Annotated in this window: 17 protein-coding genes and 1 pseudogene; all 18 read left to right on the top strand. The window is 37.2% G+C overall.

From position 1 onward, the window contains the following. Positions 1 to 641: 641 nt before the first annotated feature. The 18 genes and pseudogenes from rfbF (at position 642) to H6F47_RS15165 (ending at position 23,944) form a co-directional block, all read left to right on the top strand. Positions 642 to 1,418 carry a glucose-1-phosphate cytidylyltransferase gene (rfbF, locus tag H6F47_RS15250; RefSeq protein ID WP_190649867.1) on the top strand — a complete coding sequence of 259 codons (777 nt, stop codon included), beginning with the start codon at positions 642 to 644 and terminating at the stop codon, positions 1,416 to 1,418. 85 nt (positions 1,419 to 1,503) lie between these two features. Further along, a complete protein-coding gene (gene rfbG / locus H6F47_RS15245; RefSeq protein ID WP_190649865.1) occupies positions 1,504 to 2,607 on the top strand; it encodes a CDP-glucose 4,6-dehydratase in 1,104 nt (367 codons plus the stop codon). A gap of 63 nt (positions 2,608 to 2,670) precedes the next feature. Then, positions 2,671 to 3,675: a glycosyltransferase family 2 protein gene (locus H6F47_RS15240; protein WP_190649863.1), complete on the top strand. Its 1,005-nt coding sequence runs from the start codon at positions 2,671 to 2,673 to the stop codon at positions 3,673 to 3,675. 56 nt (positions 3,676 to 3,731) lie between these two features. Then, positions 3,732 to 4,574 (top strand): annotated as a pseudogene (locus H6F47_RS15235) (phytanoyl-CoA dioxygenase). A 46-nt stretch (positions 4,575 to 4,620) separates the two neighbouring features. Then, entirely contained in the window at positions 4,621 to 5,166 is a 546-nt protein-coding gene (gene rfbC, locus H6F47_RS15230; protein WP_190649860.1) for a dTDP-4-dehydrorhamnose 3,5-epimerase, read from the top strand. Between the two features lies 1 nt (position 5,167). Then, positions 5,168 to 6,481, top strand: coding sequence for a Gfo/Idh/MocA family oxidoreductase (locus H6F47_RS15225; protein ID WP_190649859.1), 1,314 nt, complete (start codon positions 5,168 to 5,170; stop codon positions 6,479 to 6,481). Positions 6,482 to 7,122: 641 nt separating this feature from the next. Beyond that, positions 7,123 to 8,223, top strand: a complete 1,101-nt coding sequence (locus tag H6F47_RS15220; protein ID WP_190649857.1) for a glycosyltransferase — start codon at positions 7,123 to 7,125, stop codon at positions 8,221 to 8,223. A gap of 329 nt (positions 8,224 to 8,552) precedes the next feature. Continuing rightward, positions 8,553 to 10,784 (top strand): polysaccharide biosynthesis tyrosine autokinase, encoded by a 2,232-nt coding sequence (locus H6F47_RS15215; protein ID WP_190348010.1) that lies wholly within the window; start codon positions 8,553 to 8,555, stop codon positions 10,782 to 10,784. 947 nt (positions 10,785 to 11,731) lie between these two features. Then, positions 11,732 to 12,448, top strand: a complete 717-nt coding sequence (hepC, locus tag H6F47_RS15210; RefSeq protein ID WP_190649855.1) for a heterocyst development glycosyltransferase HepC — start codon at positions 11,732 to 11,734, stop codon at positions 12,446 to 12,448. Between the two features lie 5 nt (positions 12,449 to 12,453). Continuing rightward, positions 12,454 to 14,310: a heterocyst formation ABC transporter subunit HepA gene (gene hepA / locus H6F47_RS15205; protein ID WP_190649853.1), complete on the top strand. Its 1,857-nt coding sequence runs from the start codon at positions 12,454 to 12,456 to the stop codon at positions 14,308 to 14,310. Between the two features lie 85 nt (positions 14,311 to 14,395). Beyond that, complete coding sequence (locus H6F47_RS15200) at positions 14,396 to 15,850, top strand: glycosyltransferase (protein ID WP_190649851.1); 1,455 nt, start codon at positions 14,396 to 14,398, stop codon at positions 15,848 to 15,850. Next, positions 15,847 to 17,028: a glycosyltransferase gene (locus H6F47_RS15195; RefSeq protein ID WP_190649849.1), complete on the top strand. Its 1,182-nt coding sequence runs from the start codon at positions 15,847 to 15,849 to the stop codon at positions 17,026 to 17,028. The genes H6F47_RS15200 and H6F47_RS15195 overlap by 4 nt, the downstream gene beginning before the upstream one ends. Positions 17,029 to 17,050: 22 nt before the next feature. Then, positions 17,051 to 18,256, top strand: a complete 1,206-nt coding sequence (locus tag H6F47_RS15190; protein WP_199291178.1) for a glycosyltransferase family 4 protein — start codon at positions 17,051 to 17,053, stop codon at positions 18,254 to 18,256. Continuing rightward, positions 18,219 to 19,205, top strand: coding sequence for a glycosyltransferase family 2 protein (locus H6F47_RS15185; protein ID WP_190649847.1), 987 nt, complete (start codon positions 18,219 to 18,221; stop codon positions 19,203 to 19,205). The genes H6F47_RS15190 and H6F47_RS15185 overlap by 38 nt, the downstream gene beginning before the upstream one ends. A 30-nt stretch (positions 19,206 to 19,235) precedes the next feature. Next, positions 19,236 to 20,435, top strand: coding sequence for a glycosyltransferase (locus H6F47_RS15180; RefSeq protein WP_190649845.1), 1,200 nt, complete (start codon positions 19,236 to 19,238; stop codon positions 20,433 to 20,435). Next, positions 20,353 to 21,285 (top strand): glycosyltransferase family 2 protein, encoded by a 933-nt coding sequence (locus H6F47_RS15175; RefSeq protein ID WP_190649843.1) that lies wholly within the window; start codon positions 20,353 to 20,355, stop codon positions 21,283 to 21,285. Before H6F47_RS15180 ends, H6F47_RS15175 begins: the two co-directional genes overlap by 83 nt. 66 nt (positions 21,286 to 21,351) lie before the next feature. Next, positions 21,352 to 22,785 carry an O-antigen ligase domain-containing protein gene (locus H6F47_RS15170; protein ID WP_190649841.1) on the top strand — a complete coding sequence of 478 codons (1,434 nt, stop codon included), beginning with the start codon at positions 21,352 to 21,354 and terminating at the stop codon, positions 22,783 to 22,785. Between the two features lie 7 nt (positions 22,786 to 22,792). Next, complete coding sequence (locus H6F47_RS15165) at positions 22,793 to 23,944, top strand: glycosyltransferase family 4 protein (protein ID WP_190649839.1); 1,152 nt, start codon at positions 22,793 to 22,795, stop codon at positions 23,942 to 23,944. Positions 23,945 to 24,061: the final 117 nt, after the last annotated feature.

The raw sequence follows: 24,061 nt of genomic DNA, 5'->3' as shown, positions 1-24,061 counted from the left end.
CTTCGACACCGCCCTTCGACACCGCTCAGGACAGGCTCAGGACAGGCTCAGGACAGGCTCAGGACAGGCTCAGGACAGGCTCAGGACAGGCTCAGTACAAGTCGCTCAGTACAAGTCAAAATAGCTAAAACCCTTTACCTGTAAAGTTTTCGGATTTATATGGCTAACGCCACGCTACGCTATCAGCAAACCCTAATTAGCACTGCTAAACCCCTACAGACTCCTGACTTTTGTGATACTAGCATTTTTTTGTTTGTTAAGAAGAAATCATACTTCTGGAGGTAGGCAATGTTTGATGCTAGTTATTTTATATTAGTTGATTTTTTGGATTGTATAAAACTAAAATTTTTCTTACTGTAATTCATGATTTTTTTACATATAAATTGTTTTAAATTTACTTGTTCTTCATAATTATTCAGCATTTTACAGTTAAATTAATTTTAGATTCTTTCTAGGGAAAAATATAAAAATTCGTAAGGATTCAAATTCCAGAACGAGAATTTTAGATGTGTTGCGGCTAAAACGCTCAAAATCATGAATCTTGAATTCTTACAGAAGTTCATTGTTTCTCTATTTCCTGTACATTCTCTTCATCCCGAACTCAAATCATCACCTATCGGCAAATTTTTGAGGTAAATTGCATGAAAGCAGTAATTTTGGCTGGGGGTCTTGGTACACGCCTCAGTGAAGAAACCAGTATCAGACCTAAGCCAATGGTTGAGATTGGAGGTAAGCCAATTCTTTGGCATATCATGAAAATATACTCGGCTCATGGTATTAATGACTTTATCATTTGTTGCGGATACAAAGGTTACATCATCAAGGAATATTTTGCTAACTACTTCTTACATATGTCCGATGTAACTTTTGACATGAGATTTAACCAGATGAGTATCCATTCTGGATATGCTGAACCTTGGCGTGTTACCTTAGTCAATACAGGTGATAATACCATGACTGGTGGACGTTTAAGAAAAGTGAGAGAACACATTGGTAATGACACTTTTTGCTTTACCTATGGTGATGGTGTCAGTGATATAAATATCACCGAATTAATCAAATTTCATAAAGAACAAAAAAGTTTAGCTACACTGAGTGCAGTACAGCCAGCAGGACGGTTTGGAGCAATTTCTTTAGGACAAGAACAAACTAAAATTACCAGTTTTAAAGAAAAACCAGAAGGTGATGGTGCTTGGATCAATGGTGGTTATTTTGTTCTTGAACCAGAAGTAATTAATTTTATTGCTGATGACTCCACAATTTGGGAGAAAGAACCATTAGAGAAGTTAGCAGAAATGGAACAATTATCAGCTTTCAAACATGATGGATTTTGGCAACCAATGGATACTTTAAGAGATAAACAATATTTAGAGGAGCTATGGAAAAGTGGTAAAGCTCCTTGGAAAGTTTGGGAATAGTAAGTTGGGATTTTAGATTTTGGATTTTGGATTTTAGATTTTGGATTTTGGATTGAAATCACATAATCAAGTGAAAGGTTAAGTAATGAAATCAAATTTTTGGTACGGGAAAAAAGTTTTTGTCACAGGACATACTGGTTTTAAAGGTAGTTGGTTGTCACTGTGGCTACAGATGTTAGGGGCTGAAGTTTGTGGTTATTCTTTAACTCCGCCCACAAATCCGAGTTTGTTTGAGTTAGCTCAGGTAGCTAATGATATGACATCGGTAATAGGAGATGTGAGAGAACTAAACTATCTCAAGGAAGTAATGCAGACTTTCCAACCAGATATTGTCCTTCATTTGGCGGCTCAACCATTGGTGCGTGAATCTTATCAAAACCCCGTGGATACCTATGCGGTGAATGTGATGGGAACGGTAAATGTCCTGGAAGCCGTCAGAACCGTATCTAGCGTCAGGGCAGTAGTTTCCGTTACTTCTGATAAATGTTATGAAAATCGGGAATGGGTTTGGGGTTACAGAGAAACCGACCCGATGGGAGGAAATGATCCTTACAGCAGCAGCAAAGGATGTGCTGAGTTAGTAACTACAGCTTACCGTCAATCTTTTTTCCATCCTATTAATTATGCTCAACATCGAGTAGCCATAGCCAGTGTGCGAGCAGGAAATGTTATTGGTGGAGGAGACTGGGCAAAAGATCGTTTGATTCCTGATATTTTAAGAGCTTGGTTAGCAGGGGAAGACGTAGTAATTAGAAATCCCCAAGCAGTTCGTCCTTGGCAGCACGTACTAGAACCTCTGCATGGTTATTTAATGTTAGCAGAAAAATTATTTACTGACGGTTGTATTTACGGGGGAGGCTGGAATTTTGGACCCAATGAATCAGGAGTAAAAACAGTCGCTTGGATATTGGAACAGCTAAAACAACTTTGGGGTAATGATGCTAGTTGGGTTCAAGATAGTAGATTTCAACCCCATGAGGCTAATTATTTAACATTAGATTGTTCTAAGGCTCGTAATCAATTAGATTGGGAAGCTCGGTTAGATTTAAAAACTGCATTAGCTTGGATTGTTGATTGGAATAAAGCATGGCAACAAAGCTATGACATGAAGGAAAAAACCCAAGAGCAGATTCAGAACTTCATGCAATTATCAACATCTATTGAAAAACCCATCCTGGTTTTGTCTTAAATAGCTAAAAGTTACTAATTCCACAGTTTTTTATATCAACGAGCATGATTGTTGGTGTTCACCATGACTAAATTACTCACCATTGCTATTCCTACTTATAACCGGGCTGAATATCTTGATCAACAATTAGAATGGCTATCTCAGGCAATTCAAGGATTTGAATCGGAGTGTGAGATTTTAGTTTCTGATAATTGCTCAACTGATAACACTGAGGACGTGATTAAAAAATGGCAAGAAAAGCTGAAAGATTTGACATTTCATGTTAATATAAATCACGTCAATGTGGGATTAATTAAGAACATTGTTTGTTGTTTGAATCAGAGTCAAACAAAATATGTGTGGACAATTGGTGATGATGATCCAATTCAGGAAAGAGCCGTTGCTTATGTAGTTAATAAATTGAAGGCTCATGAGAATTTATCATTATTATTTCTGAATTTTTCTGGTCGCCATAAGTTGACAAATGAACCAGTACATCCTCCAAATATTGTTGGTAATCGCTGGTTTGATGCTGATAGCGAAGATGGAAATGGAGATGGTAAGGCAATATTTGAGTATTGTTTTACCAAAAGTGTAGGTGCTGTTAGTTTTCTCTCAGCTTCAATATATCATGTTGACTTGGTTAAACGCTCTCTGAAAATTTGGCCAGATGCTCAAAACAATTGGTTATCTTTAGTATATTTCGCTGGGTATTGTGCTAGTCATGGTTCAGTGATTGTTACTAAAGAAACCTATTTAGAATGTATTGTGGGTGTGAGTTATTGGCAAAAAGAGATAAACTCAGCTTTATTAATGCAATATCAAGACATTCCCGAAGTAATTGTCAAATTGGAAGAAATTGGATATTCGCGCCAATTTTGTCGCCGCATGATGTTGCAAAATTTCCGTGAGGTTGATTTAAAGGTTTTCTTGGGTGCTTTAAGAAGATGGCCAATTTCAGCCATTAAAATAGTTGTTCCTTTTTTAGCGTTAGCTGGTATGGCTGCTATTGAATTAATGCCAGTTAGGGAGTATAGAATGGCAGAATCTCTCAGAAGTCAAGGTTCAGAAGTCACAAGAAAGAAATAATTCAAACTTTGGTAATGACAAATTAAACTTTTCATTGGTAGGTAGGGAGGGATGTTATGTTTGGTAGGATTAAAGACAAAGCATTTTTGTTGCAGTCTGAATTGAATTATCAAACACAACTTAGACAACATCAAAGAAATTTACCTGCTCTGAATGCGAGCGATCGCTTGATTGTGGATGTTCTCAAAAAAGATGGTGTTTACATTACATCTTTATCTGAGTTAGGTTTAGCATCTACTTCAAAAATGTGGGCTATTGCTAATAATTATGCCCAGGAAATGGTAAATCATAGTAATATGCATGCAGGATATACGTTGCCGCAAATTTACACGGTTACAGATTTACCAGAATTTTTGGCTTGGGGAATTGAAAAACGACTACAAAACATTATTGAAAATTATATAGGTTTACCTATAGCTTTTCATGGTGTCCATGTGCGGAAAGACTACCCTAATGAGCAGCAATCAGAAACACTGCTGTGGCATAAAGATTCCGAAGATCGGCGCATGATTAAAGTCATTATCTATTTAAATGATGTGACGGAAAAGCATGGACCATTTGAATATATACCACTACCAGCTAATTTCTTAGAACAAGTCAAATACTATCGAGTTGATTATGAACTATGGCGTTCTGGCTTTTTAGGAACTAACAACGAAAAGATGATGAAAATAATTCCAAAATCTGCTTAGAAATCATGTACTGGTAAAGCGGGAACTGTAATTTTTGCAGATACAAGAAATATTTTACATCACGGTACTGTCAAACAGAAAGAAAGATTAACTATCTTTTTTGCGTACACAGCTAACCCACCGAAACGACCTGAGCTTTGTACACAATACAATGATGATACCTTTACTAGAATCATTCCCCAAGTAGGCTTAGAAGAATCAGCCTAATTCCAAAATAAATTTGTGAACTTGAGCATAATTTTTTTGAAAAGCTATGATTTTCTCATCAACTCATATTGCTGGTGTTTTCATTATTGATCTAGAAGAAAAGCCAGATCATCGTGGTTTTTTTGCGAGAACTTTTTGCGGTGATGAATTTATCAGACATGGTTTAAAACCAACCGTTGCCCAATGCAATCTTTCTTTTAATCATAAAAAAGGCACATTGCGAGGAATGCACTATCAAATTGCACCCGCGACGGAAACAAAATTAGTGCGTTGTACTCAAGGGGCAATTTATGACGTAATTGTGGATATGCGTCCTGAATCTCCTACTTATCTGTCGCATATAGGTGTAGAACTGAGTGCAGAAAATCGCCGCGCTTTATATGTACCAGAAATGTTTGCTCACGGTTATCAAACTTTAACTGATAATGCAGAAGTTGTTTATCAAGTGGGTGAATTTTACACCCCTGGTTATGAGCGTGGGTTGCGGTTTGATGATCCACTTTTAGATATTTCTTGGCCTTTAGAAGTAACAGAAATATCTGAAAAAGATCGCAATTGGTCTTTATTGGAATCTATTTTAATAGGAGTTTAAGATGATTATTGTTGATAAAGCTTTGCAAGCTCGTGCTGAATTAGGAAACCCTGTAAAAGTAGCAATGATTGGTGCTGGTTTTATGGGTCGGGGAATTGCCAATCAAATTATTAATTCCGTTCCCGGAATGGAATTAGTTGCGATTGCAAACCGACACATTGAGACAGCGAAAAGAGCTTATTTAGAAGCAGGAATTGAGAATTTTCAAACTGTTTCTAGTGTAGTAGATTTAGAAGATGCGATCGCTCAAGGTGGATATGCAGTAACAGAAGATGCGATGTTACTGTGTGCAGCAGAAGGCATAGATGCAATCATTGAAGTCACAGGAACAATTGAATATGCTGCTCATTTAGTCATGAGAGCGATCGCCCATCAAAAGCATATCATTTTAATGAATGCAGAATTAGATGGAACAATTGGACCAATTCTCAAAGTTCATGCAGACCGCGCTGGCGTAATTTTAACAGCTTGTGATGGTGATCAACCAGGGGTAGAAATGAACCTCTACCGCTTTGTGAAAAGCATCGGTTTAACACCCTTATTGTGTGGCAATATTAAAGGTTTACAAGACCCCTATCGTAACCCTACAACTCAAGCCGGTTTTGCTCAACGTTGGGGACAAAATCCCGCAATGGTGACAAGTTTTGCAGACGGTACAAAAATTTCCTTTGAACAAGCAATTGTTGCTAACGGCACAGGCATGAAAGTGGCAAAACGGGGAATGTTAGGCTATGAATACACAGGTCATGTTGATGAAATGACCAAAATGTATGACATAGATCAACTCAAAGAATTAGGCGGTATTGTTGACTATGTAGTAGGAACAAAACCCAGTCCTGGAGTATTTGTTTTTGCTACCCATGAAGACCCCAAACAAAGACATTATCTGAATCTTTATAAATTAGGTGAAGGACCCCTTTATAGTTTCTATACTCCCTATCACCTTTGCCATTTTGAAGTTCCCCTTTCCGTTGCGCGTGCAGTATTATTTCATGATGCTGTATTAGCTCCCCTAGCTAGTCCAGTGGTAGATGTAGTTGCTACAGCCAAAATTGATTTAAAAGCGGGAGAAACACTAGATGGCATTGGTTATTATATGACCTATGGACAATGTGAAAATTCCGATATTGTACAGCAAGAAAATTTACTACCAATGGGGATAGCAGAAGGATGTCGTTTAAAACGAGATATTCAGAAAGATCAAGTCATTTCTTATGATGATGTAGAACTACCAGAAGGTAGACTTTGTGACAGATTACGTGCTGAACAAACAGCTTATTTTGCTCCTGCGAAAACTTTAGTAGGTGTCAAATAAAGTAAAAAATTAACCATAAAACGTAAGCATTCAGTAGTCAGTGAAAAAGAAGAAAATCATCAATAATAGCTGATTACTGATAGCTGAATACTTACATCAAAACTGAAATTTAGCCCCCTTGTGTTGGGGGCTGAAAATTTTTTATCACTAAGATTTGAACAAATCGATATTTTTGTTCAAAGCGAGCAAATCAATCAGACTTGACCTGGTATTCTGTTACAACTTCCAGTTTGATCGGAAAAATTAAAATTTTTATTAACAAGTATCTACCTAGTTGAAAAAACACCAAAAGCGAAATATCAACATATCTATATAGTAGATTTTTCGTGGTTTGCCAATGGTATTGTCAAATCCCTTTGGTTGTACTAATTACTAACACTATAAATGCCTGATTAAGTAATGTAATTGAATGTACAAACCTTGTGGGTTTTGCCATTCATCAAATTAGCAGTGCGATAGCTAGACTAACCAAAGCTATCAGACACTTGGTACACTGACGTTGCAGCTTGTAACTACCTAAGGACGGGTTTAGTACAGACATAATACTGCTATAAACATAGAGATTATTAACATCTGTACACCCTGATGCAACAGCCAATAATTTAGTCAAATAGTCAACACTATCATATAAGGCATCATCCATGAAAATAGCTCTAGTCCATGATTACTTAACCCAGCGCGGTGGGGCAGAGCGAGTGTTTGAATTGCTTTGTAAACGCTACCCCGAAGCCGACATTTTCACATCCTTGTATGATCCTCAAAAAACAATTGATCTGGGTGAACGTTTAGTTAAAACAACTTTCTTACAAAATATTCCCGGTGCTGCCAAGTATTTTCGTGTGATGGCTCCTCTGTACTTTCCTGCCTTTCGAGCATTAAATTTAGAAGACTACGATTTAATTATCAGTAGTAGTACAAGTTTTGCCAAAGCAGTGCGTAAAAAACCACAGGCAAAGCACATTTGTTTCTGTCATAATGTCACTCGTTTCCTATGGGATACAGAAACTTATTTAAGGGAGTATGCAGACTATCGCTATTTTGCCCCCTTAATTGAAAAAATATTTGCAATGATGAGAAATGTAGACCTGAAATATTCTCAAGAACCAGACCTCTACATTGCTAATTCCAGCGTTGTTGCCCGTCGCATTCAAAAAATTTACGGTAAACAAGCAATTGTGATTAACTATCCAATTGATACCAATCAGTTTGTTTTTTCTGATACTAAGGAGGAATACTACTTGGCATCGGCGCGGATGATAAGTTATAAACGTCTTGATATCATAGTCGAGGCTTTTAATTGGTTAGGGTGGAATTTATTAATATCAGGTGACGGACCCGAACTAGAAAGGTTAAAATCCAAAGCATTAGGCAATATTGAATTTTTAGGTCACGTTACTGATAGCAAACGTAAAGACTTATTTTCTAGTGCTAAGTCGATTATTGTTGCAGCTTTAGAAGACTATGGATTAGTTCCAGTAGAAGCAAATGCTAGTGGAACTCCAGTAATTGCCTATGGATCCGGTGGGGTGTTAGATACTCAAATACCTGGTAAAACGGGAGTTTTTTTTAAGAGACAAACACCCGATTCTCTACAAGCCGCATTATTAGAGGCTAGAGGAATATCTTGGAATTACGAAAATATTCGTAATCATGCCGTAAACAATTTTTCAGAACAAGCATTCTTCTCTAAAGTTGAGGATATTCTTGTTCAATTTGCTGGTGTGCATCACTCATTTATTTAACTTATTAGGTAAGCATTCAGCTGTCAGCAGTCAGCTAAAACTGCTTTTCAGGCTAATTTTCCAGGAATTTTAGGGGAGACTGACACCAAAATCAATTCCTAACTCCTCACTGAAAATGCTTATAAATCCCAGATAATAGCTGATTACTGATTACTGACGGCTGAATATTTACCTTGTTAGCTTGACCCTTTAACAATGGAAAATTAACAATAGACAATTGACAATTACCTCTGGAGCAAATGAAAAAACTGTCAATTGTCAATTATCAATTATCAATTGATAAAGGGTAGCAAACTAAGCATAGCGTCTCCCACAGAAGGATAATAAAAGTGGTTCAAACTAGTCTAAATCCCCAGATAACTCCAGTAGCAGATCAAGAACCAGGTTATGGACAAATGCTGGCTGTGTTTGTCAGGAGATTCCCCTGGGTTGTTTTGGTATTTCTGAGTTCTACAGCTTTAGCAGGAATCATAACTTTAAAGACCAAGCCCACCTTCCAAAGTACAATGCAACTGTTAGTAGAACCTAACTATCAAGGCAAAAAAGAAGGAGTAGATCCAGTAGAACGTCAGTTTACAGATTCTAACGTTGTTATTGACACAGCGACACAATTGAATTTGATGCGGAGTTCTGGACTAATCCAAAAAGCAGTTGATAAACTCAAGTCGGAATATCCAAATATCACAGCAGAGGAAGTTAAAAAATACTTAGTCGTCAGTCAAATCAAGACTCCAGAAGATAATATCGCTACTAAAATTTTTCAAGTTGACTATAGTGATGGTGATCCAGAAAAAACGCAAAAAGTGCTAACTGCCATTCGGCAAGTTTATGTTGAATATAACAAACAACAGCAGGATATACGTTTAAAAAGAGGTCTGCAAGTTATTAGAGAGCAGTTGCGAAAAGCTAATGATGAGGTGAACGCATCGGAAGCCAATTTGCAACGATTTCGGAGAAACCAGAATTTAATTAATCCAGAGTTGCAGGCCAAAGCAATTGAAGAATCCTTAAATAATATCCAGAAAGAGCGACAAATAACTCGTTCTCAATATGAAGAAGCTGTGGCCAAGCAGAGGTCTTTGCAGGAACAGTTGAATCGTTCTCCTCAGAATGCCTTGGTTTCCTCCCGTCTCAGTCAGTCTACACGTTATCAAGGCTTACTCAACGAAATCCAAAAAACAGAATTAGCTTTAGCACAGGAACGCTTACGTTTTACTGATGATACTCCCGGTGTGCAGAAGCTCCAAGAACAATTGAACAGTCAAAAAGAACTTTTGCAAAAAGAAGTTAGTAGAACTTTAGGGAGACAGTCTAGCAGTGCATTCAGTTTTGCAGACAATCTGCTAGAACAAGGCCAACTGGGAGAAATTGACCTTAACCTCACAGGTGAATTAGTAGAAACTCAAACCAATATAGTTTCTTTAAGCGCCCGTGATCAAACTTTGGCAGAAAAAGAGAAAGAACTAAGAGCGCAACTAAAAAGGTTTCCCTCTCTCTTGGCTTATTACAATCGCATACTTCCTCAATTAGAATTTAGTCGGGAAAGATTGGAGCAACTGTTGAGAGCAGAACAACAATTACGTCAAGAACTGGCCAAAGGTGGATTTAATTGGGAAGTGGTGGAAGAACCACAAAGAGGCATACAATTAGGACCAAATCTCAAACAAAATCTTTTGTTGGGCGCAGTAGTGGGATTTATTTTAGGGGGTGTTGCAGCCTTTATTAGAGAAGCATCGGATGATTCTGTACACACTACTGCTGAATTAGAAAAACAAGTTGCTCTACCTTTGTTGGGAACAACTCCCAAATTGCCACCAGCTAAACCGAAAGAATCAATCATCAAATTGCCTTTTGGTAAACCTGAAGTTCTTGCTCCTTGGACAATTCAAGTCTTACAATCTCCACCACGTTGGGAATCACTAGACTTGATTTATAAAAATATCGAACTTCTCCACAATGTCTCTGAATTAAAATCTTTGATGGTGACATCAGCATTGCCAGATGAAGGTAAGTCAGCTTTCACTTTAGGTTTAGCTATGAGTGCGGCCAGGTTACATAAAAAGGTGCTTTTAATTGATGCTAACCTACGTGATCCTAGCTTGCACAAACAGTTGAATCTTCCTAATGAACAAGGTTTGTCCACTCTATTATCCAGTGATGTTAGCCTTCCTCATCAAATAGGAATTCCATACTCCGGTTCATCCTATATCGACATTTTAACCGCTGGTCCAATACCTGTAGATCCGGCTCATCTTTTGAGTTCTCCACGCATGATGGAACTGATGGCAGCATTTGAAGAAAACTATGATTTGGTACTCATAGATGCTCCTTCAGTTATCGGTATAGTGGATGCAATGCTGACAGCTTCATCTTGTCGGAGTGTGGTTATGGTAGCCAGCATTGGTAGGGTGACACGCAACCATTTAGCCCAAGCTACAGCAATGTTGAGCAAGTTAAATCTGATTGGGGTTGTGGCTAATGGAGTATCTAATTCTGATAGCACTTATGTTCCTTATGTCAAACAACAACAATTAGTGCTAAAAGAATTTGTGGAAAAATAGCTCAATGATTTCCACGGTTCCTTTTTGTGGCAACAATACTTTCTTTGTGAGTAAGTATTCAGCTATCAGTAATCAGTAAATGGCTATGCCACGCTACGCTAACAGCTTTCAGATGTAAGTAGAGTGGTTGTTAATAAAATCATAATTTTACTAGATTACCAGGCTTTGAGTAGATAAATTCACAGGCTGAAATTTGTGTTTTTGTGAGTTTTGCTGATAGCTGACGGCTGAATGCTTACCTTTGTGAATATTCGACTCAAAATTTGGCTTGGTAAATATGAAAAAGGTTATGGTTAAGGAAGTTAATCCTTTTACCCTTGCCTTTTTTTATCATGAAAAGACAAGAATTGAGAGTTGAGGGTTTTTCCCAAAATACCAAAAATAATTTTGCAATTATCGTCAAATAAAAAGTGTATATATCCCCGACTTCTTAAAGAAATCGGGGATCTGGATCTGAGTTTTTTTAGTTTGAGCTACTTATAATTATATTTCTAATCCAATTAGTTAGTTTTTAAATTACAGAATTTATGTATGATGTTTAACACGAAAAAATATTGATTCATCATAGCTTAACATTATGTGTGAAAAAAACCTATCTATTTAAAGACTCAATAAAGAATTGATTTAATCATTAGTTAATTCTCGTTTTTATTATATTCTAGAAATTGAGGACAACAATTCACCAGACTGAAATTAGAGGATTCCTGTGATAGCTACAACAGTATTAAGTAGCGTCAATTAAATTAATTTAGCGAGCGTTCCTAAAGGTAATTCCACTCTACATATACCTAGAGGAAATACCAAGTTTCCTAAATCTCCATTTATCTTAATTGCTGTTGCTTAACTGTTTTTGTTGCTTTCTGTACATCTTCATATCTACAGAATTGCACAAAGGTTAACTCATATTTTTAGGTCAGTAATTGGCTACTGTACAAACGCAAATACCTATGACAACTTCAATTTTTCCTAGTTTACAAGAACACAGCACCATATCACAGTTGTCCCCAAAAAATTATCAATTACAATACTGCACAATTCAGTGGCGTATGGGTCAGCTATTGGTGAAGTCTTCTGTGAATTTACAACAACCATATTTACCTGCTCTAGATAACGAACAATTATTAGTAGAGTGTTTAAAACATTCTCCTGTTAATTTAGTAACCATAGATCCACAACTAGGTAATGCTGCATTAAAATTTTGGGCAAATGCTTGTAAAAAAGCTCAAAAACCAATATATATCAGCCCATCATCTATGAATCAATTCACAAAACAAAGTCATCAATTATTCAGGGTAATCCAAAGAATAACTGATTGGCTTTTAGCGTTAATTTTGTTGCTATTGGTTAGTCCTTTAATGCTGGGATTAACTATACTGTTGTGGTTACAATCCCCAGAATTTATTTTTTCTTATGAGTGGCAGATTGGTGAGCGGGGTAAACTATTTCAATCGCTCAAGTTTTGTACAAGGGGAAAACAGAACATCTCATTTTTAGGGGTTTTGATGCGTAAATATGGTCTGGATAATTTACCTAAGTTATTCAATGTACTGCGTGGGGATATGAGTTTGATTGGCTCTCGTTGTTGGCTTTTAACAGATGCAGTCCACCTAAGTTTAGAAAATGCAGAACAACTAAATCAGCTATCGATCAATACTGCTAGATAATATCAATGAAATCTCATTTTTTTAATCCGCTTCGCTATTTTCTGAAAACCACTAAATTCTGGCAGGACAATCATTTAATTTTACGAGAGTTTAAACACTTTCGTAAGGTGACTATACTTGCCTTAGTCTTTACCTTTTTAGCAGCAACTTTTGAAGGTATAAGTATTGGCTTCTTACTGTCATTTTTGCAAAATTTAACTAATCCTAATGCTGCACCCATTCAAATAGGAATAGATTGGTTTGACCAGTGGATATTAGGAGTTAATACCTCAGCAATTAGCAGATTATATCGTGTATCTTGTCTGATTTTATTAAGTACGTGGATGCGTGCTGCTTTCAATTATTTCTCTCAAATATACACGGAATTTTGTCAATTATATCTTGGAGACAGGTTACGCAAACAAATTTTTGAACAGTTGCAATCTTTTTCTCTGAGTTACTTTAGTACCAGTCGTTCTGGGGAAATAGTTAATACAATTACGACAGAAATTGAGAAGATTAGACAGGGTTTTAGCGGGGGAGCATTTTTATTTACTAGAGGCTTGACAGTTGTTGTCTACTTCATGACAATGCTTTTACTTTCATGGCAATTGACGCTAATTGCCATATTGTTATTTACTTTGTTAGCTGTTGGGTTATCAAATCTCAATGCTAGAGTGCGAGAATCCAGTTTTGGTATTTCAGTTGCTAATGGTAATTTTACATCAATAGCCATAGAATTTATTAATGGTATTCGCACGGTTCATGCTTCTGGTACTCAGGAATTAGAGCGTCAGCGTTACTACAAAGCTAGTAATCAAATAGTCAGCAGTTCAACTAAAGTTATTCTCATTTGGACATTAGTAAAACCCATTGCCGAAAGTGCAGCTACCACTGTGCTGATAGGTATGATTATTTTGGCTTTTAGTAGCTTTGTGGTGAATGGGACTTTACAAGTTAGTTCTTTGCTGACATTTTTCTTTGTACTGTTTCGTCTCGTACCATTCATTCAAGATATTAATGGCACTAGAGCTTTTATTAACACTCTTCAAGGTTCGGCAGAGAATATTAAAAACTTGTTGAAACGAGAGGATAAAACGTACTTTGAAAACGGGACAATTGAATTTACAGGTTTGAAAAGATCAATTGATTTAGTATCTGTAAATTTTGGCTATAGTCACAATCAACAAGTGCTGCATGATATTACTTTAACAATTGAAAAAGGTAAAATGACAGCGTTAGTGGGTGCTTCTGGTGCTGGTAAAACCACAGTTGCCGATTTAATTCCTCGCTTTTATGATCCTACCGAAGGCTATATTTATGTTAATGAAATTGATGTGCGGCAATTTGAAATTAATTCTCTACGTCGCAAGATAGCTGTTGTTAGCCAGGATACTTTTATTTTCAATACTTCTGTGTGGAATAATATCGCTTACGGTACACCAGAAGCAACAGAGGCAAAAATTCGAGAAGCTGCGCGACTAGCAAATGCAGAAGAATTTATTTTAGAAATGCCAGAAGGGTTTGATACAGAATTGGGAGATAGAGGTGTACGGTTATCTGGTGGACAAAGACAGCGACTTGCTATTGCTCGTGCATTATTACGTAATCCAGAAATTTTGATTTTAGATGAAGCTACTAGTGCTTTAGATTCTGTGTCTGAGAGATTAATTCAGGAGTCATTAGAAAAGCTTGCTGTGGGTAGAACTGTAATTGCGATCGCTCACCGTCTTTCTACTATTGCCAAAGCCGATAAAGTCGTAGTTTTAGAACAGGGAAGAATTGTTGAACAAGGTCAATATCAGGAACTTATAGAACAAAAAGGTAAGCTTTGGCAATATCACAAAATGCAATATCAAATGACTGCTAATAAGCAAATTTAATCTCATATAATAGGAGATAGATAATAGTAAATAAATTAACCTGCTGTTCGCCTGTTTGTTGAAACTGTATAGGGAGTATGGAGAAATGAATCATTATTTATTAGAATTACTAAACTTCAATTTTACTGAAAGCAGAAACACTGCCAATTCCAAAAATAACTTTGTAGAAAACTCACAAAATCAGCCAAAACTTTTTTGTATAGCTCATGATTTACCACCTTTAAAAACACCAATTGCTAATAGGGCTAATAAAATATTAAGCGAAATTCAGAAAACCTGGCAAATTCATGTATTAACCGGTACGAATGGTAGTTTCTTATCAGAAAAATCTAATATTTGTCATGTCAAAAGTTGGTATCCCCAAGCCTTAATTACATGGCTAGGAAAGCTAAAATTGGAGAAAATATTAACATTATTAGTTTGGCCAGATCCAGAGATATTTTGGTTTTTACCAGCATTATTTAAAGGATATCAATTAATTAAACAACAAAAACCAGATGCTATTTTTGTCATCATGATGCCCTATTCTGCTGGTTTATTGGGAGTTGCTCTAAAATTTCTCACAGGGTTGCCTTTGGTAGTTAGTTTAGATGATTCACTGAGTTGTACTGATATGCACCCTTATGCTGTCAGTTGGTTACATCATTATCTCGAACGTTGGCTAGAAAATTTTTATGTACGACAAGCAAATGCAGTAGTTTATGTTTCACAATTCAATTTAGAATTAGTAAAAATTCGTCAACCTGAAGCACAAAAATCAAAGTTTCATTTAATTCGTTGTGGCGCAGATCCATTAGATTTTACTACTCCTATTAACTCTAAAAATGACAATTTTTCTTTTGATATTGTTTATACAGGTGGCATGAATGGCTGGTATGAATTCTATCATCGCCCGCAAGAGAAAACCTTACCTAAAAAACTTTATAAAGCTTGGTTAGAATGGGGTTATTATCAACGAGCAAAAATTGATCATCGTAGTTCTAGTCCGGTGTTTGTGGGTGAGGCTATTAAAGAAGTTATCTCTCAAAACCCAGCATGGAAAAACAAAATCAAACTCTCAGTCTATGGTAATAGTTTTCCGGAATTTGTAATTGATAAAGTTTTAGAGAATCAAAATATTACAGATGTAGTAAATGTATCTGGAGCATTACCTCACTTTCAAGCTATTCAACTAGCTAGACAGGCAGATTTATTATTAATAACTTTACCAAATCGTCCAGATGGTACACCGGGTGGAAGAATTTCTTGTAAAACCTACGAATATTTAATGACAGATCGACCAATTTTAGCAGCAGTACCTTACGGAGAAAACTGGAATTATTTACAAGATAAACCAGGCGTTTGGTTAGTTGAACCAACTGATGTAAAGGCTATCAAGGAAGTAATTATTCACATAGCGACTGCTAAATTTTCCGGCTCTCCTTTACAGTTTGATCGCAGTTATTTACACAAAGAATTAAGTTATCAAAACCTAGTGCAAGACTACTTAAAAATTTTCGATGCTGTTTGCTCAACCTCAACTTTTAATCATCCATTATGAAAATCACACTTACTTGTAATACAAATTTAGGCACTGGTGGACAAGGTGTTTGTTTAGAGAATGCTGCATTAGGTTTAAATAAACTAGGAGATTTAACTGTATTTTGTAGTGGGTTAACAGTGCCAAAAACCGATTTTACTGTATATCCTGTAGGTAATTCTCCTTGGAGTAAAAGATTATTAAGTACCCCCATTTTGCGTCGTCGTAATGATTGGGCTGTATTGCTAAGTGACTTATATTTTGATCAACAGGTAAGTAAAAAATTAAAATCATACCCCTGTGATTTAATTATGGGAGTAGCTGGACAAACTAACTTAGCATTTAAAGCAGCTAAAGCTCAAGGTGCAAAAGCTTGGTTATATTGTTTAAATAATTATCTGCCTTTTATGCAGGAGCAAATTCAGCAAGAATTAGATTTTTTATCTGATCCTACTGTAGCAACCATGCATCCCCAAATGCTCAAGAGATTTGCTGAAGAATGTCAACAAGCAGATTTAATTATCGTTTTATCTGAAGTTGCTAAACAAACATTTATTCAAGCCGGATTCGCACCAGAAAAAGTTAAGGTTCTCACTCCTTTTGTTGACACTCAGAGATTTCATCATACTGTGAAAAATGATCAAGTTTTTCGAGTGCTGTATGTAGGAACTATTGAACCCAGAAAAGGATTGCCTTATTTAGTTCAGGCTTTTTTACAAGCTGATATCCCCAACTCAGAATTATTGATTGTTGGTGGTGCTTCTACTCGTGCATTAAGACAATTTATGACAGAAGTCTTAAACAAACATACCAATATTAAACAAGAATTTTGGAATTTTAGTCAAGATGATCCTACTGAAGTTTTTGGTAAATCTTCGGTTTTGGTTTTACCTTCTGTAGAAGATGGTTTTGGTTTGGTTGGACTAGAAGCAATGGCTTGTGGATTACCTGTAATTGTAACTTCTAATTGTGGTGCAGCAGATGTGGTAAATCATGGCATAAATGGCTTTATTTCTCCTCCTAGAGATGTACAAACTATGGCTAATCAATTGAAATTTTTAGCAGAAAATGAATCCAAAAGAAGAGAAATGGGAAAAGTTGCGAGGATAAATTCACAACAATATAATCAGGCACTTTATCAACATCAATTAAGGGAAATTTTCTTAAAGCAAGATTTAATTACAGCGATTTTCAACTAAAAAGGAGAAAATAGAGAAAATAATGTTAACCATAAATGAAAACATAATTTCTCAAGAAACAATATATCACTGTTCTGGTGTTGATATCAGGGGAAATGGGGGGATGGAAACTTACATATCTTCCTTGATCAATTTTCCTATGAATGGAGTGATGAAGACCCATATTAATTCTGTTAAGAATTTAGATCAAAGTCAATGTAAGTTACTCCACCTTCATGATCCAGAATTATTATTAGAATTGACTGGGGAATGTCCAGCAGTATTTACACTGCATAATCATTGTACTTATTGTCCCAGTGGTACAAAATATTTAGCCGATCGCCAAAAACAATGCGATCGCAATATGCACCCATTAGGTTGTACTTGGGGACATTTAGTAGATGGTTGTGGTAGTCGCAGACCACAAAGAATATTTGAGAATTTGCGGAATAGCTATAATTTTCTTAGCACTGCCAAAAAAATCAACATTCCTGTAATTGCTAATAGTAATTATGTACGAGAGCAAATTATTAATAATGGTTTATCACCCGACCAAGTAATTACACTTCACTGCGGTGTCCAACAGCCTACATATCCTACAGCATCTTTAACTCAAGAAATTCATCAAAATCAGCGCATTTTGTTTGTGGGTCGCATTGTCCCCGATAAAGGAATTGAATGGTTAGTGAAAGCTTTAGCCAAAACTCATTCGCAAATTCATCTTGATATTGCAGGTGAAGGTTGGATCAAAAGTAAGATGGAAAAATTAGCCCATAAAATGGGTTTAAGTAATCGTATTACTTGGCATGGTTGGTGTAATAAAGAAGAGCTTAAAACACTTTATCAGCAGTGTTTGGCTGTAGTTTTTCCTAGTCTCTGGCCTGAACCTGCCGGCTTAGTCACTTTAGAAGCTTATGCCCATTATCGTCCAATAATTGCTAGTGCTGTGGGTGGAATTCCTGAATATGTGCAAGATGGGAAAACAGGAATCCTTGTACCAGCTAATGATACACGAAAATTAGCAGATGCCATCAACCAACTAGCTACAAATTACCATCAAAGTCGAGGCATGGGCGAACAAGGACAAGCTTGGTTTCAACAAGAATTTACTCTGGATCTTCACATTCAGAGATTAGAAACAATTTACGCCAAAACTATCGCTGACTTTAGCTTAAAAACTAGCAGAAAAGAAAAAATAACTAACCTGAATTATGACTATAAATACTCAAATATCAGAACCTCTGGTTAGCGTGATTATCCCTACTTATAATCGCCCAGAATACCTCAAACAAGCAATTACTAGCGCCGTTAACCAAACTTATCAAAACATTGAAATTATTGTTTCTGATAATTGTAGTCCTGAAAATCCTGAAAATTTAGTGGCATCTTTTTGTGACCCACGGATCAGATTTTGGCGACATCCAGAAAATGTGGGAATGCTCAATAATCAAATGAATGCCTTTAAAATGGCACAAGGTAAATATGTCGCTAGTCTCCATGATGATGATATGTGGCATCAAGATTTTCTAGCTAAACTTGTACCACATCTAGAAACTAATCCTCATTTGATTTTGGCTTTTTGTGACCAATATATTATTGATGGTCAAGGACAGATTAATTACCCTGGGACTGAAGAAAATTCACGAGCTTATAAACGAGATCAAATCACACCGGGAATTCACAAACATTTTATCCAAATTGGCTTAGTTGATAAAAGTATAGCTACTGCTGCTGCTGCTGTAATTCGCAATAATTTAATTAATTGGGATATGATTCCCTCAGAAGTTGGGGGAATGTGGGATTTATATTTAACTTACTTATGTTGTATATCAGGATATGGAGTTTTTTATGATCCAGAAAAATTAACACGATATCGCGCCCATGAGCAAACAGATACTATGCTCAGTGGTAGACGGAATATCCCGGCAAAAATTCGTAAAGCTAAAAGTGAAATTTTCTGTTACCAAACCTTTATGGAAGATAAGCATTTGCAACAGTTTAATTCACATTTTAGAAAGCTCTGGTTAGAAGCACATACAACTTTAGGAATTGGCTTGATGCTAGATCAACAAACCACAGCAGCACGTTCTTATTTTTGGCAAGCATTACAGAAACAAAAATTTAACTTGCGAACTTTAATAGCTCTGACTCTCAGTTTTACACATCCCAAATTCACGCAGAAATTACTGGGTGTTTAATAAACATTTAATTAACTAGAGAGGTTATTAGTGAAACTTTGCATTGTTACCCATAAAATTCAAAAAGGTGATGGTCAGGGCAGAGTAAATTATGAAGTTGCTCTAGAAGCCATTCGTCGTGGTCATCATTTGACATTATTAGCCAGTGAAATCTCACCCGAACTAGCAGAAAATAGCCGGGTAAATTGGATTAAAATTCCTGTCAACGGATATCCTACTGAATTTATTCGCAATTTTATCTTTGCTCAAAAAAGTGGTGCTTGGTTACGTAAACATCGCCATGAAGTAGATTTAATTAAAGTTAATGGTGCAATTACTAAAGGTGCGAGTGATGTAAATGCAGTACATTTTGTCCATAATTCTTGGTGGCGATCGCCTGTACATATTTCCCGTCATCGTCAAGATGTATATGGTTTATATCAATGGCTATATACTGCCATTAATGCCTCTGCTGAAAAACAGGCATTTCGAGAAAGTAAAGTTGTAATTGCTGTATCTGGAAAAGTGGCTGATGAATTAGTAAATATTGGTGTACCCTGTGATAAAATTCGGGTTATTGTGAATGGAGTTGATTTAACAGAATTTTCTCCCGGTGTGACTTCTCGGCAAAAATTAGGTTTACCGGAAAATGTCAATTTAGCTTTATTTGCTGGAGATATTCGCACAACTAGAAAAAACTTAGATTCAATTCTGCAAGCCTTAGTAAAAGTCCCCAATTTACATTTAGCAGTAGTAGGAAAAACAGAAGGTAGTCCCTTTCCAGAATTAGCAAATAGTTTAGGCATCAGTGAAAGAGTGCATTTTTTGGGATATCGACGGGATATAGCCGAAATTATGCGGGCTGTAGATTTTTTTGTTTTTCCTTCCCGATATGAAGCTTGCAGTCTGGTTTTATTAGAAGCAATGGCTTCCGGCTTACCTGTGATCACTGCCACGGCTACAGGAGGTGCAGAATTAGTCACACCAGAAGCAGGAATTATTTTACCGGATACAGATGACATAAATGCTTTATCTGCCGCCCTATTGTTATTAACAGATAATATACTGCGCCAACAAATGGGTAAAGCTGCTCGCACCATTGCTGAACAACATAGCTGGACAATAATGGCACAAACCTATTTAGACTTATTTACAGAGTTAATGCAAAATGAGGAACACAGTTCTCATCCCCACCTATCGCCGTCCGCAGGACTTATCACGCTGCCTTACCGCACTGCAAGCCCAAACTAAGCCATTTGATCAAGTAATTGTCGTAGTCCGGGATACAGATACGGAAACATGGCAATTCCTGGGCGAATTTCCGCCCCACAACCTACCATTGCAAATTGTCACAGTTACACAACCGGGAGTAGTAGCTGCTCTCAACACCGGACTGACAGCAGTAAACGGAGACATAGTTTCCATTACTGATGATGATGCTGCTCCCCATCCTGACTGGCTAGAAAAAATCACTGCCCATTTTGACAGCGATGGTTGCATAGGTGCAGTGGGCGGACGTGACTGGATACACCAAGGCGAGAAAATAGAAAACGGTTCTTCTTCAAGAGTAGGGCGTGTACAGTGGTTTGGGCGAGTCATTGGCAACCATCATTTAGGAGTAGGAAAACCTCGTGAAGTTGATGTCCTTAAAGGTGTGAATATGAGTTTTCGCACCCAAGCAATGGGGAAATTAAGATTTGATCAACGGATGCGAGGAACTGGCGCACAGGTACATTTTGAAATGGCATTTACTCTAGCTCTCAAACGTGCAGGTTGGAAAATTATTTATGATCCTAGCGTTGCCGTAGATCACTATCCTGCCCAACGTTTTGATGAAGATCAGCGGGAAAACTTTAATGAAATTGCCTTTACTAACTTAGTTCATAATGAAACCCTAGTTTTATTAGAACATTTACCACTTTTACGCCGAATTATCTTTTTATTTTGGGCAGTATTCATAGGGACAAGGGATAGTTTAGGAATATTACAATGGTTGAGATTTTTACCCAGTCAAGGCACAATTGCCACTAAAAAATTACAAGCCTCTTTGCGGGGACGTTGGCAAGCATGGCAAAGTAATAAATTGATAATTGATAATTGATAATTGATAATTGATAATTTGTAATTCGTAATTTTTCCCAATCACCTATTACCCATTACCAAAAAAGTGATTTCCAAACAGATTCTTTTCAATAGTTTTTTACAAACCAATTATTCTCCAGAAAAAAGATCAGCACAAGCTTGGATAGTCATTGCTGGCTTTATCTTGCTCACAGCAACTTGCTATTTTGGCGGTGCTGCTAGTTTATTACGCTTAGTTTTTCCCGCCTCTTCCTTCGTAGTTGCTGTATTTTTATACTTGCGTCATCCCATTCTTTACATTGGTTTTACTTGGTGGATTTGGTTTCTCACACCCTTCCTAACTCGTTTAGTTGACTATCGAATTGGTTGGGACCCCACCCGGCAAATGATGCTTGCACCTTATGTAGTGGTATTTGTCACTATCGCCACCTTGTTGAAACACTTACCTAGTGCTATTCGTCAAGGAGGCTTACCTTTTGTTTTAGGTTTTATCGGGGTGATCTACGGTTTTTTAGTGGGATTAATTTTTAATCAACCAGTTCCAGTTATCCGCGGACTTTTAGACTGGTTAAGTCCCATTCTTTTTGCATTTCATTTATTTATGAATTGGCGAGATTATCCTAGTTATCGTCAACACATTCAGCGGGTATTTTTATGGTGTGTTTTAATCACAGGAGCTTATGGAATCTATCAATTTGTCGTCGCTCCTGAATGGGACAGATACTGGCTAATAGAATCAAAAATGTTTACCAGTACAGGAGATCCTGTTCCTTTTGGAATGCGCGTTTGGAGTACATTACACTCCGTTGGTCCTTATGCGGCTGTTATGCAGACTGGTTTGCTATTGTTATTTACCAGTTCTGGGGCTTTAATTTTGCCAGCTTCATCTGTTGGTTATTTGTCGTTTTTGCTGACACAGGCACGTACTAACTGGGGTGGTTGGTTATTAGGGGTAATTATGATTATGGGTTCAGCCAAAGTCAAAATTCAAATGCGCCTGATGACAATCATTTTAGTGATGGCAATATGTGTTATTCCCTTGACTACCATTGAGCCAATTTCTAAAGTTATTACTACTCGAATGGAGACTTTTTCTAATTTGGAAAAAGATAGTAGTTTTAATGATAGGTCAGCAACTTATGAAAGGAATCTTAATCTAGCTCTGTCTAATGTTTTGGGCAACGGGTTAGGCAATATCTGGAAGGTGAATGAAAAGACTGGTCAAATAGAAGCTGTTGTCATTGATAGTGGCATTTTAGATATGTTTTTCACTTTGGGTTGGTTTGGTGCTGTTCCTTATGTCGGTGGGTTAATCTTAATGATTTCCAGTGTCAGCCAATCTAATGTAGCTCGTTTTGATAGTTTTGTGAATGCGGCTCGTGCTATTGGAATAAGTTCTTGCGCTCAGGTAATTATTGGTAGTGCAATGCTGGGTATAGCAGGGATGATTCTTTGGGGATTTTTTGCCTTGGCTATGGCAGCACACAAATATTATCAACATCAAGGAATGAAGGTTTAAATCAATTATGAAAGTATTAGTTGTTATGCCGTTGGCCGAGCAAAGAGGCGGCGGTGAAATGATGTTTTGGGATTTGCTACAACAAGGACGTAATGCTGATGTGGAATGGTTGGCTATCTTTTTAGAAGATGGACCAATGGTTGAGCAGGTGAGAAACTTGGGCATTGATACGCGAGTGATAAAAATTGGTCGTTTGCGTCAAGTCCACCGCGTGATTGCTACAATTTTCCGCATAGCAGCGATCGCCCGCCGTGAAGGTGTAGATATGATCCTCAATTGGATGTGGATCACCCATATCTCTGGCGGTTTGGCAGCAATGCTGGTGGGTTTACCTGCTGTGTGGTATCAATTAGAAGTCCCTTATGATCAAACTTGGTTGGTGCGTCTTGCTACTTTAATACCAGCCCAGGCAATTATTACTCTCTCCCAAGATGGGCAAAAAGCACAGTCTCAAATTTGGCCTCACAGACCAACTCCTTTGGTGTATCCTGGTGTAGCTTTAGATCGGTTTGATCCGGCAATTTTGCCAACTCCAGCACAAGCAAGGCAAAAACTGGGTTTACCTTTGCATGGTCCGTTGATTGGTATTGTCGGACGCTTACAACGTTGGAAGGGAATGCACGTTTTGATAGCAGCAATGCCCAAGGTTTTGGCAAAATATCCCGATGCCCATTGTGTGATCGTCGGTGGTAAACACGATTTAGAAGCAGAATATGAGGATTTTGTCAAACAACAAATTACAGATTTGGGATTGAGCGATCGCATAATTATGGCAGGGTTACAGCGCAATGTCCCAGAGTGGGTACAGGCAATGGATATATTTGTTCATGCCTCTGATAAAGAACCTTTTGGAATTGTCATTATTGAAGCGATGGCATTGGGTAAACCAGTTATTGCTGGTGATGCTGGAGGTCCAAGAGAGATTATTACCGAAGCTGTAAATGGACTACTCACACCTTATGAAGATGCAGATGCCCTATCACAAGCTATTCTTCGCTATCTTGACAACCCAGAATTTGCTCAGAGTTCGGCAGTAGCAGCGCGGCAACGTGCTTTACAATTCTCTACTCAGCGTTATGCCCAAAATGTGATCAATGTGATTCGCTCTCAAATGCCAACTATTGCCAAAAAAATTCCAAACAGACTGGGTACTAACTAAGGTTATCTTTGTTTTGTGGTTCATTTACCTGAAAACTGCTGTAATTAAACTATATTTTTTCTATAGCCTGCCTCCGCAGGCTTTACTTGTTGTATAACCCAGCCAGTGAGTTGGAAG

This window comes from Sphaerospermopsis sp. FACHB-1094 (genome assembly GCF_014696195.1).
Lineage (GTDB): Bacteria > Cyanobacteriota > Cyanobacteriia > Cyanobacteriales > Nostocaceae > Sphaerospermopsis > Sphaerospermopsis kisseleviana.
Note: the sequence above shows the minus strand (reverse complement) of the source record. Positions and strands in the feature narration are given on the sequence as shown.